We start from the raw sequence: 11,319 nt of genomic DNA, 5'->3' as shown, positions 1-11,319 counted from the left end.
GAGATTGACGTACTCCATCGGCCTGCGCCCCCGCTCCTGGCTTCCTGCTGGCCGATGAATCATCGCACAGACTCACCAAATGAGATGACGTCTAAGGCGGCGGCCGGTAATCCGGTGACCTGCTCCAGTGCCACACGGGTTGCCGACTTCGGCCACCGGACCCGGCCAGCCTTCCAGTCGCGGACCGATGACCCATCAAGGCCGCCAGGTCTCCCCGTTAGCGTCTCGATGGCCCCATTTACCGCTTCGGCCAAGGAGTTGGAGCTATGGCCGTGCTCATCCATCCACGCCGCGAGTTCCGTGTTACGCGTGGGTTCCATACACGCACGGTAGTCCTGAAGCGCCACACTGTCAGGTAAAGCGGAAGTCAAATCGCCCTAGGGAGTGCATGCGATCAGAGTTCCTTCGCCCTAATCGTCCTTCCCGGGAGGGGAGTTAGCTGATTGCACGAGTGGCGGACCGTGGTGTTTTTCCTTCACGTTCGGTCAGCCTCTGCCCCCTTGCCGAGGACGTGATGACGACGACAGCCCTACGGACGCATCGTGCGGCCTCAGAGCACGACGGGAACGTGATGAGCGCACGTTTCAGCATTGCCCGCCGCAACGGCCCGCTTCGCCCCGAAGACGCATGTCAGGCGGGAGCGACGCGGCGTATAGCTGCATGCCGACTGAGGGCCTGTGGCATGCAGGCGATGACGGATGACGTCATGCTCATCGTGTCTGAACTTGTCACCAACGCTGTCCTGCACAGCACCGGCTCGCTGGTGTCGCTTGAGATGAGCATCGAAGCGGGACACCTGCGCATCGAGGTACGAGGCGACGCCCCGGCTCAAGTCGAAGTCCAGGACGCTGCCCCTGATGCAGAAGCCGGACGCGGACTCCAGATCGTGCAGGCCCTCGTCGAAGCCCACGACGGGCGATGGGGGACGGGCGACGAGGGCGCAACCACCTGGTGCTTACTGTCCCTCGCGGGGGCCCGGCGATGACAGCGACTCGGGATCGAGCTCGGCCGGCGGTCACCTGGACGCCTCCTCTCGATAGCGAAGCCCTGTCCCATCTCCTCACGAAGATCCACGCGTGGGAGGCGTACGACGGGGAGGCGCTCCTCGACGACGTGGCGACCGTGCTGGACGAGGTCATCCCCGAAGAGGAGCACGTCGAGGACCTTGCGGAGCGTCTCCGCAGCCACCTGCAGCGCCTCGTGCATATTGCTGTCGCCGCGGAAACGGAGCGGGACGAACAAACCGCCCGAGTCATCGAACAGGCCCGCGCGGTTCGCGCCAAGGCCCTGCCAGGCGATCCCCGGAAGGCCGTCGGCCACCTACGCCGACTTGGCTGGACCGTCAACGAGCTTATGGAACGCCTGGTGGCCACGAGATGCTTGAAGGAGGCGGCGTGATCACCCGCCCGCTCCCCTACAGCCCGTACCCGCGCTCTTCAGGAGAAAGGGCGAGCGGCACGAGGCCCGCGGATCCGGGCCTGATCCCTTTCGTCACCCAGCGGGAAGGGGAGGAAGCCGCTCCCAACAACCTGTTCCTCGAAAAGGCAGCGGTGAGGCAGCACCGCCTCCGCTACCAGGACGAAGACCCCCGAGACCGAGACCACCGTGGCGTGCTGTGGGCACGGTGCAGCCTCAACCCGGTGGACGGGCGCTTACAGCCCACTGGGGCGCCTCAATGGAAGCTGATGCACCCGCTTCGCCAGAGGCTGACGATGCAGGCCATGCGCTGCCAAGTGTGCGCACAGCCCGCCAAGACGCCCCTCGGGTACTTCTTCCTCGCCGGGCCCCACGACATCGACACCAGCGAGCCGCCGGTTCTCACGAGCCAGCCCCCTGTGTGCGCCAAGCACGTGCGTATGGCCATCCGCCTGTGCCCGCACCTGCGCAGGGACACCACCGTCTTCCTTGCCCGCAGCGCTCCCCTGTACGGGGTGCTAGGCGTCGTCTACGGCTACGGCCAGGGGGGCGTGCACGTCGTGGCGTGCCCTGACTCCCCTCTGCCCTACGGACACCCGAACCTGGACACCTTCCTCGCCTCGCAGCTCGTACGCCGACTCACCATCTACCGAGTCGTCGGCCTGGACGAACTGGCGAACGTGATGGGCCAGGTCACCTGAACCTGTCCGGTGGCCCCGATGTCCCCGGCCGCGGCCAAAGGACAGATCCACTACCGGCGCGAGGGGATGTTTCCTCACGCCGGGGCTCGGCCCCTCCGCACGACGTGCGAAGGGTTTCCAGATCGATCGCTCACTGGAGGACACATGAGCGCAGCAACGTTGATCCCCTTCGGCGCCCGGGAAGCCGCACCTCCGTGCCTGGTCACCACCTCGATCAAGGGCGTGACGTACAACGAGGCCCGTCAGTTGAACGTCCAAGCTGACGGAACTCCCTGGCACACGTCGGACCTGGCGGCCTCGACGACCGACACCAACCAGGACGGCCGCGGCGACGACGTCACCGACCCGTACTTCTCGCCCGCGTCATGACCGCCGCCGCCCGCCCTGTACTCGTCGTCGCTGAGCAACTCGACGCGTCAGCGGACATGGTCGTCGACCAGCTCAATCAGCGCGATGTTCCCGTGCTGCGCTTCGACGCCGCAGTGTTTCCACAGCAGCTCACGCTCACGGTCGGTCATGCACCTACGGAGCCGGGCTGGAAGGGAATCCTTGACGACGGGCGCCGGACGGCGCGGCTTGAGGACGTCCGGGCTGTCTACTGGAGGCGGCCCGGACGCCCCGTCATCGCCGCCGCCGTCCCCGAGCCCTATACCACCTGGGCACAGAACCAAGCCGATGCCGCGCTGCTCAACGTGTTCGCGGCCCTGCCCGGCGCGCGGTGGATCAACAATCCGCACTCCGACCGGGTCGCCGCACACAAGCCGCAGCAGCTCGTTGCCGCCACCCGCTGCGGGCTCCGCGTGCCTCGCAGCCTCATCACCAACGACCCCGATGCCGCTCGCGACTTCGCGAAGCAAATCAACGGGCCACTGATCTGCAAGTCGGTCCTGGGCGGACGCCTGCCGGTAGACGAAGACCGCGAACTCATGGTGGCCACCCACTACGTGGACCCTGCCGCCTTCGACGACGGCATCCGCGCCACGGCCCACTACTTCCAGGAAGCCATTCCGAAGGCCTACGAGGTGCGTCTCGTCGCCGTCGCCGACAAGGTATTCGGCGGCACCCTTCACACCACCTCGGAGAAGGCACGTACCGACTGGCGCACCGACTACGAGCACATCGAGTACGGCACGGTGGACGTACCCGAGGACATTGCAACAGCGGTCCGGGGCTTCCTGGCCTACTACGGCATCGTGTTCGGTAGCTTCGACTTCGCCGTCACCCCCACTGGAGACTGGGTGTTCTTCGAGAACAACCCGTCAGGCACATGGGCCTGGGTAGAGAACCGCACCGGCCTGCCGATCGCCGCCGCACACGCCGACTACTTGCGAGGAACCTGCGAATGACCTGGCTGGACAACGACACCGCGGCCGCGTTGCGGCGGGAATTCGCCGCTGCCCTCGACCCAGCACGCACCAGCGCGTGGACGGACGCCTTCGCCGCCGTCCCTCGCCATGCCTTCGTGCCCACCTACTACAACCAGGACAGGGCCGGCACGTGGCAGCGCATTGGCCCGGAAAACCCGAGATACCTCGAGTCCGTGTACTCCGACCACGCGCTGACCACCCAACTCGATCAGCAGGGCTTCCCCATCAGCTCCTCCAGCGAGCCGAGCGTCATGCTCGCCATGCTCGAAGCACTCGATGCACACCCGGGCGACGCAGTGCTCGAGTTGGGCACAGGCACCGGCTACAACGCTGCCCTCCTGTCTTACCGGCTCGGGGAGGCGAACATCACCACTATTGACATCGACCCGGCGCTCACCAGCGCGGCGGCACAGCGCCTGGCGGATCTGGGTCTGCACCCGTTCATCACCACCGGTGACGGCGCACGCGGCTGGAAGGATCGCGCGCCCTATCAGCGGTTCCTCGCCACTGCCGCACTTCGTGCGATCCCGACCGCGTTCCTCGAGCAGGCTGCGCCGGGCGCGATCATCGTGGCCCCGATCGGGTATGGCATTTTGCGAGCCACCGTGACCGCGCCTGGCCATGGCACCGGGTGGTTCCTCCCGATCCCCGCGCACTTCATGCCCCGCCGCATCCCGTCTGTGCCACCCGCCTTCGACGAGGCACGGGAAGCCGAACCCATCCAGACCAAAACACCGCCTGGCGACATCCTGGACCGCCTGAGGTTTCCCCTTTCGCTGGCACTGCCCGGACACACCACGTGCTCCTGGCGTGGTGAGGATGGAGCGGTGGCTGCAGTTGGCATCTGGATGGAGGATGGGTCGACCGCAACTGCCCACGCCTCGGGGGCGGTTCGCCAGGTCGGGCCGCGCCGTCTGTGGGACACCATCGAGGACCTCGCCGAGACTTTCGACGGTGAACCGCGGCGCCAGGACTTCCACGTCAACATCACACCCAGCCGCCAAACCGTCTGGTACCAGACGCCGGACGGACCCTGCTGGGAGCTCCCGCAACCCTCCTGATCCCCTGCTCGCCACCACAGACGTCCGCTGCCCGCTCGCCAGCGGGTGCCCCAAACTGTTTGGTCAGGCCGTTGGGGTAGCCTGCGGGTCCGCGGTGCACCGAAGAAGGCCGTACGTGGGCAATGCACCATCTGGCTGGAAATTCAGCGGAAGACCGGCGGCCATCAGCTGAGTGGCCTCGACCGCCAGGACAAAGGTGCAGCTGCTGGTGCTGGTGGAGAGCGACACGGCTCCCGAGAATCCTCTGTGGTCGACTCTCCTTGCTGCTGTCGGTGACGGCGCCGCGCTATGCCTTCACCGCGACGTCTCCAACCGTCTCAGCCGACCGCCCGTCAGTGACGCCGACCTCATCAACCGGCTCGCTGCCGAGTGCGCCCAACTCCACCGCCGTGGTGGCTGGGGCCTACGGCATGCTAGTGGTGCTGATGCCGGGCGCGGCGTAGGTACCGAGGCATGCGTGCGGGGGCGGTGACCGCCCCCGCACCGAAAGAAGTAGCCGCTGACCACTTCGGCACCGCAATAGCAGCGCCTCCGCAGGGCAGGCCGGAGCGGCGAGCACGCGGTTCCGCCCCCGGAAAGAGGCACGGCCTTGCGGAGACTTTCAGGGGAAGTGCTAGAGCAACATCTGCCCCATCTCCAACAGCATGAACCGCTTAGGGCGCCCTTTCACGGCCTCCGCCCGGCCAGCCTCGGCTTGTGGGTTGCTTCCTTCGCCGGGTGATGCCGGAGGTGGTCTGTAGGAGAGCGCTGAGACGCGCAGAGGGCCCGTGCCGTCTGTGTCCGGCACGGACCCTCGCAATAGTCTCTCACGCGGCGCCGTGCGTGCTTGTGCTCTCGGGCGGCCTCGGTGAGGCAGTAGGAGGTCCACCATTGTTTGACGTCGATGGTGCGGGCCAGCGAGCCGAGGAGGTCGGCCAGCATCAGCAGCAGGACCGGGTGCGGGCAGGCGGTGAACCACCGGGCGGCAGCTCACCAGGCGGCCACAGCAGTGCGCTGCGCGGGATGGGCGGCGCAGGCGCGTGGGACGGCGGTGAGTGCCGCGGCGGTCTTGTCGGACGGCTCGTGTCCGGTGGCGGATTCCGTCGGGTACACCGTGACCTGGGGGCGGTCCGCGGCGTCGTCGTTGTAGAGGGTCAGACTGCCCCGGTAGCCGGTGCGACTGCGAGCGAGCCGCGGCAGGTCCTCGTCAGGGGCGGTCGCCTGGAACGCGCTGACGGGGCCGAGGCAGGCGCGCACGGCGGTGAACTGGTCCCAGCGGTGGGGGTGGTGGGTGCCGGTGACGTGGACGCTGCCGCACATCGCCCCGGACAGTTCGAAGACGACTGCGTTGGCCTCGCGGGGGCCGGCGGTGGCGCGCACGGTGCCGGCGGGCGTGTCGACCGTCAGGCTCGGCCTGGTCATGGGCTGCGGCTCCTCGAGGGGGTCGGGTCGGTGGGCTGGCGCCTGCCGCCCCGCGCTCGCCGAAGGGGAGGGCGCGGGCGTCGGGGCGGCAGGTCTTCGGCCAGTGGCGACCTGGCCGGGTTGGCCGCGCCCGCCTCCCCTGGGGGAGGGGGGAGACGGGAACGGCGTCTGTGGGGTCCTGCTGGCGGTGGGGCGTGCCGCGGACCTTGGGCAGGCTCTACGCCTCCGGCTGGCTGTAGGTCCAGCAGGAACATCCCGTGCCGTCAGTTCGGGAACGGCCCCAGAGGCGTACCGGGTCGTGCTCGGGTTCCGGGTAGCCGCACCCGGCACACGGCGGCCCCCACGAGGCGGGCTCGGTTGCCGGGATGGCCGTGTAGACGTCCGGTCGGCTCCACGGGTCGCCCCCGGGCTTGAACGTGACCGATGCGTCGGGCAGGAGGTGCGCCCACCCTTCGGGCCAGCCGACGGGGGGCTTTCGGCGGCAGGTGCCGATGGCATCGCGCACCGCCCGGGCGCGCCACAGTTGCGTGATGCCGGTGGGGCCGGTCACGCGGTAGGCGGGGGCTGTCACTTGCTCGTCCGGCCGGTTGATCAGGATTCCGGATGCCTTGTCCGGCACGAGGGTGACGACCGAGTGGTTGCGGGTCTGCCGGTACCGGATCACTCCGTCGTCAGCCATCCGTCCTTCGCTGGACAGCCAGAAATTGAGACTGCCCCGCAGCCAGCCGTTGACGTCCCTGCCTGCAACCGTGCGGCCCAGACACGTCACGCCTTGAGCCGGAAACTGCCCCGCGCGGCCCATCACCTGGGTGTACGTCACATGGATGTCCGCGCGGTCCATGTGGATGTACGGACCTGAGATCCCGCACTCGGGTACGCGGTAGGCGATGAGCCGCGTGCCTGGGAGAGGCTGCCGGGCGGGGATGTCGGCGTGGTCCGTGGGGCTCGGCGTCACGGCGGGCGTGTCAGGCACGAAGGATCTCCTCGTCGGTGTCAGGGGAGGGACAGGACCGGGGCGGCGTAGACCTCGCGCTCTACGGCGGGGACACCTGGGCACGGGCTGACGGCCTGCCGGAGCTCGGCCGTGTCCATGGGGTGCAGCCACCCGCTCCGCGCGGTCCAGCCACACGCACGGGGGCGGGGCTCGGCGGCCGTGGTGGCGACCAGGACGGCGCTCCGCACGGTGCTGCCCTCCAGCACGAACACCAACAGCGCGCGCAGCTTGTCGAAGTCGTCTTCGTCCAGGACGGCGAGACGCATCGGGTCGGTCCCGACGGAAAGGTCGGCCTGCCCCCGGACGATCGTGTCGTCGGTGCGTGCGGCTACGAGGTTGAGGGTGTGTTCACCGTCGCCGAGTGCCTGGACCAGAAGGGCAAGCGCGGTCAGGGTGCGACGCATGGCGGCGGATATGGCGGTGTCGTCGGGGCGGGTGAGCTCCGGGCGTGCGGACATACGGACTCCTTCGCTGTGGGGCGGTGGGGCGGTGAGCACCGGGGCCGGCTGGCGCGGCGGAGGTCTTCCTTGGGCGCGCGGTCTGCTCCGCAGACACGTCGCGCTGCCGCTACGCGGCAGAGGGCGGGCGGGTGCGCTCCGCGCTCCCTGAGCGGCTGGGGGAGCGCTCCGCGCTCGGGGCCGGGCGGCCCCCTCGGGTGATTCCGGAGGGGCCCGTGCGGGCCGGGCGAGGGGGTTCCCGGCCCGCACGGGGGTCTGTCAGCCGTGCTGCGCGGCGGCTGTCAGGGCGGGCAGTGCGAGCGCTTCCAGGGCGGCGGCCTGGTCGGCGTCGGTGAGGGTCTGCGCGGTGGAGGTGATGGCCTGCATCACGCCTCCGGCCGTCATCTGGCCGCCCCGGATGAAGTGGGCCAGGATCATGTCCTTGGCGTCGGTGCCGATGCTGAGCGTCTTGGTGACGTGCTCGATCGTCTTCGTCGGCTCGGCCAGCGTCGTACCGGCGGCGGCCGCCATCTCGCGCACCTTGGCCTCGACGTACTCCCGCGACAGGAACGTGCGCACGGCGTCGGCGGTCTTGGACGTGATCAGTTCCAGCGTCTTGCGCTGCGTCTGCCCGGACCAGGACACGACACCTTCGTCCTGCTTGCCTCCGAGGTGAACGGCCCGCATGACGTCCTTGGCCATGGTCAGGCCATTGCGGCAGACCTGGATGACCGCACGCGGGGTGATGGTGTACGCCCCGGAACCGACCTCGCTGTTGGTGATGACGAAACCGGCCGAGATCATCGGCAGTTCGTCACCGCTGCGGCCGTCGAACGGGGAGCGGTACCCGCGCAGCAGCGCACGGGCCTGGACTGCCACGGCCTCGGACTCGACACGCACGTGCATGCGCCGGTCGGTCAGGTCGCAACCGGTCACGCGGGTGGGGTGGCCGGACTGCCGCACCCCGTCCAGGGCGGCCAGCAGCATGTCGAAGTTGTCCATCAGCTTGTAGCTGTCCGACAGCAGCGCGCGGGCCACGCCTTCACTGGGCATGCCGGGGCTGGCTTCGCCTCGGAACGCGCGCAGCATGAACTTGCGCTCGGGCTCCTGGCGCAGCCACGCGTTGACGTTCTCGTCCAGCAGCGGGACGTTGTCGGCGCGCATGCGGCGCAGGTAGGCGAGCGGGATGCGCAGCTTGTCGGCGATTCCCTCGTCCGCGACGGCGGTGGGCCGGTAGATCCCATCGACGTCCGTCACGCCGTCCTCGGTGATCTGGGACTCCACGCCCTGGACGTGCACGTTGCCCTCACGGAACCGCAGCGCGGCGGCGGGGGCGATGATGTCCAGCTTGCGGCGTTGCTGGTCCTCCAGGATGCGGACCAGGTCGGAGAGATCGGCGTTGCGGGCGCCGGTGGGGGCCACGTTGGTGGCGCGCTCGGCGAACTGCTGAGTCATGCGGGGTTCCCCTTCGTTGTTGGTCTCTGCGGTTCGGGGGGGCGGGGCCACCGCCCCCCCGAACAACTTCAATACTAGTGTGATCTGGGCTGGTGTGAACCCACCCCTGACCAGCGCTTTTAGGCGAACATGCGGTGACACGGCAAGGGCGTCAGGCTCCGGCGCCGTACGTTCCGGGCGACGACTGCGGGCCTCCAGCCGGTCATCTTGCTGAGGTCGTAGCGCAGTTCAGGGGCCTCGCCGAACGTGTCGGCGTGGGCGTGGATGGCGGTTACCCAGTACGTGCCGTGATGCTGCGTCAGGCTGCCGTGGTAGTCGACCTTCTGCCACAACACCGGCCCGTCGTCCTGCGGGTCGACTGCGAGCGCGCCCGTGAGCCGCTGCGTTCCCAGCAGGATGAAAGCGGCCGTCACCGTGCGGGAGTCCACGGGAACACCCGCCATGGCCGGTCCTGTGTGCCCGTTGCGCACGCCCATGGCCCAGCCCAGCTCGAAGAACGGCCGGCCCAAAGCCAACTGCTCGTGAGACACCCTGAGCGCGTCCGGGTCACCCTCGCCGCGCGCCAACTCCCCCAGCGCGTAAGCGGCCTGCTCCCGCTCCGCGTCCGTGATTGGGGCGCCCAGCTCCTCGGCTCGCTGTGCAATCCGCGTGTCGTCCATGACTCCTCCTCCGTTGTGGATCACTGCCGGGTGGGATGGGGGCGCCCCGACCGGGGCGCCCCCGGGCGGACTACTTCAGGAATCCACGCGACCGAAGAAACTCAGCCGTGATGTGCGCGATCCCGCGCGGCTTGTAGATCTGCGGGAAACGCCGCATCTCCACCTCCGTGCGCCCCTTCTCGTCCGGCTCGATCAGTTCGTGCACGAGCCGGTAAGAGCGGTCACCCGTAGGGATTTCCAGAACCACCGGACCAACCTTGGTGTCGAAACGAATTCCGGTGTAATTCGCGTCGGCGTTGTGCACGATGGTGGCACCTACCCGCTCGCAAATGAGGGGCAGGAAGTTCGCGACGGTGCGGGCCTGAATTGCAAGGCCGTTCATGGGAGCGTCCTTTCCGCCGCGCACCCTGCGGACGATTCCGTCGGAGATCTGGATTTCCATTTCGCTTCCCCTTCGTTGGCCACTTGCGTGTGCTGGGGGGTCGCCTCCCCCCTGCAACTCACATACTAGTACGTGTTGAGTGCGGTTGGAAGACCTTGTTGCGCCCGAAGTTGCGGCAGATGTTGCGCCGTGATGTTGCGTCAGGCGTTGCGGCAGGTGTTGCGCTAGAGGTTGCGCGGCCGCGCGGCCGGCCTCTACAACGCCCCACGTCAGCAGCCTGCGGGCGCCTGGTCGGCCTGCTGACATCCCCTCTGCTGCCACTTGTCCCACAGGCTGAAAGAGAGTGTGAGGAATGGGGGCGGGCGTGGTTGAGAGCCTGCCTCGGGGATCGGGCGCCGCATGTGTGGCTCGCGCGTCGGCTGCGCCGCCGCGCTGGGCCGGTTGGCGCGCCCCGGGCCTGTCGGCTCCGGGGCGGTGGGCAGTTGGGTGCGGCTACGATGAGGCCGCCTCGTTCGGGTGAGGTCAGCTGACGGGGAACGTCCGGGCACGGGTTTGCCGACCCGCCGGGCGCACCGTTCCCCGTCAGCCCACATCTCAGCGCGCGGTCTGCTCCGCAGACTCGACGCGCCGCCGCTACGCGGCGGAAGAACCAGGGCGCTTCGCGCCCTGCACTACGGGCGCTGGCATCGCTACGCGATGCACGAGAGGGGGACGGCCCTTAAGCGGGCCGTCCCCGTCTCGTATAACCGCGACGCTCCGCGCCGCTCAGGCGGGGGGCGCCTGGGTCCCCTGACCGGCAGGCACCCCCCGCGCCCCTGCGCCGCTCTTGCGGCAGCGGGCAGGGGGCGGGCCAGGTTGCCATCCTGGCCCGCGTGCAGTGGCTCTAGCGGGACGCGTGCGCCTCGGGCGGGTAGGCCGTCTCTTCACCCGCTCCGGTGTGAACGCTGAACGCATCCAAGAACGCGGCCTGTTCACGCTCGCCCACCAGCTCCGCAGCCTCCGCCGCCGTGCACTCCGTGAGCACCGCGTCACGCAGGTGCCATGCCCGGATCGTCTCGGCCGGACCGCCCTCCTCGCCCAAGATCGAGCGCAGGTACATCACGCCGTAGGTCAAGGGCTGCGCCAACCCGCACGCCAGCAAAAACGCCGCATTGTGAAGGTACTTCTCCTCAGCACCGACCAAGTCATCAGCGGCGCCCGTGCCCTCAACGGTAAGGGGCAGAGTGGCCGTTACCGGCTTGTCCTCGCCATCCATGGTCACCCCCAGCCGCACCACGTGCTCACCCGGCGCAATACGCCCCATCAGATGCGCCAAAACCGCGTATGCCTCTTCGCGGGCTTCCGCGAAAACGTCCAGAGAAACCGGCTCAAGTTCCGCCATGAGACTGGCCCTTCTTTGTTCGGGTGATTTTCTCGCCCGGTGAAGTTGCCGCTTCACCAGACGCC

The 11,319-nt window shown here is 68.6% G+C and carries 13 protein-coding genes; 6 read left to right on the top strand and 7 right to left on the bottom strand.

The genetic code is table 11. The annotated features are described in order from the left end of the window. Positions 1–514 precede the first annotated feature (514 nt). From ADL25_RS03580 to ADL25_RS03555, 6 genes are all read left to right on the top strand, one after another. Complete coding sequence (locus ADL25_RS03580) at positions 515–985, top strand: ATP-binding protein (RefSeq protein ID WP_079050150.1); 471 nt, start codon at positions 515–517, stop codon at positions 983–985. Next, a complete protein-coding gene (locus ADL25_RS03575) occupies positions 982–1,398 on the top strand; it encodes a DUF6415 family natural product biosynthesis protein (protein ID WP_059126136.1) in 417 nt (138 codons plus the stop codon). Before ADL25_RS03580 ends, ADL25_RS03575 begins: the two co-directional genes overlap by 4 nt. 323 nt (positions 1,399–1,721) lie before the next feature. Then, positions 1,722–2,117: a hypothetical protein gene (locus ADL25_RS50230; RefSeq protein ID WP_234380435.1), complete on the top strand. Its 396-nt coding sequence runs from the start codon at positions 1,722–1,724 to the stop codon at positions 2,115–2,117. 144 nt (positions 2,118–2,261) lie between these two features. Then, entirely contained in the window at positions 2,262–2,486 is a 225-nt protein-coding gene (locus tag ADL25_RS03565; RefSeq protein WP_063805537.1) for a hypothetical protein, read from the top strand. Next, positions 2,483–3,463, top strand: coding sequence for an ATP-grasp ribosomal peptide maturase (gene tgmB, locus ADL25_RS03560; protein WP_059126134.1), 981 nt, complete (start codon positions 2,483–2,485; stop codon positions 3,461–3,463). The genes ADL25_RS03565 and tgmB overlap by 4 nt, the downstream gene beginning before the upstream one ends. Then, entirely contained in the window at positions 3,460–4,545 is a 1,086-nt protein-coding gene (locus ADL25_RS03555) for a methyltransferase domain-containing protein (RefSeq protein ID WP_059126133.1), read from the top strand. Before tgmB ends, ADL25_RS03555 begins: the two co-directional genes overlap by 4 nt. 969 nt (positions 4,546–5,514) lie before the next feature. Here the strand turns inward: ADL25_RS03555 and ADL25_RS03550 are convergent. The 7 genes from ADL25_RS03550 to ADL25_RS03520 all read right to left on the bottom strand — a co-directional run. Beyond that, the gene (locus ADL25_RS03550; protein WP_059126132.1) at positions 5,515–5,946 is read right to left on the bottom strand and encodes a hypothetical protein; all 432 of its coding nucleotides are present in this window, start codon (positions 5,944–5,946) and stop codon (positions 5,515–5,517) included. A 217-nt stretch (positions 5,947–6,163) separates the two neighbouring features. Further along, the gene (locus ADL25_RS48835; RefSeq protein WP_079050149.1) at positions 6,164–6,919 is read right to left on the bottom strand and encodes a hypothetical protein; all 756 of its coding nucleotides are present in this window, start codon (positions 6,917–6,919) and stop codon (positions 6,164–6,166) included. A gap of 20 nt (positions 6,920–6,939) precedes the next feature. After that, entirely contained in the window at positions 6,940–7,398 is a 459-nt protein-coding gene (locus ADL25_RS03540; protein WP_059126130.1) for a hypothetical protein, read from the bottom strand. A 258-nt stretch (positions 7,399–7,656) separates the two neighbouring features. Further along, entirely contained in the window at positions 7,657–8,832 is a 1,176-nt protein-coding gene (locus tag ADL25_RS03535) for a hypothetical protein (protein WP_059126129.1), read from the bottom strand. A 119-nt stretch (positions 8,833–8,951) separates the two neighbouring features. Beyond that, positions 8,952–9,491: a hypothetical protein gene (locus ADL25_RS03530; RefSeq protein ID WP_059126128.1), complete on the bottom strand. Its 540-nt coding sequence runs from the start codon at positions 9,489–9,491 to the stop codon at positions 8,952–8,954. 70 nt (positions 9,492–9,561) lie between these two features. After that, the gene (locus ADL25_RS03525) at positions 9,562–9,933 is read right to left on the bottom strand and encodes a hypothetical protein (protein ID WP_059126127.1); all 372 of its coding nucleotides are present in this window, start codon (positions 9,931–9,933) and stop codon (positions 9,562–9,564) included. 823 nt (positions 9,934–10,756) lie between these two features. Beyond that, positions 10,757–11,319 (bottom strand): hypothetical protein (locus tag ADL25_RS03520; protein ID WP_234380433.1); only part of this gene is annotated, 563 nt, incomplete at its 5' end.

Source organism: Streptomyces sp. NRRL F-5122, assembly GCF_001507435.1.
GTDB classification, from domain to species: domain Bacteria; phylum Actinomycetota; class Actinomycetes; order Streptomycetales; family Streptomycetaceae; genus Streptomyces; species Streptomyces lannensis.
This window is presented reverse-complemented; position numbering and strand designations above follow the sequence as displayed.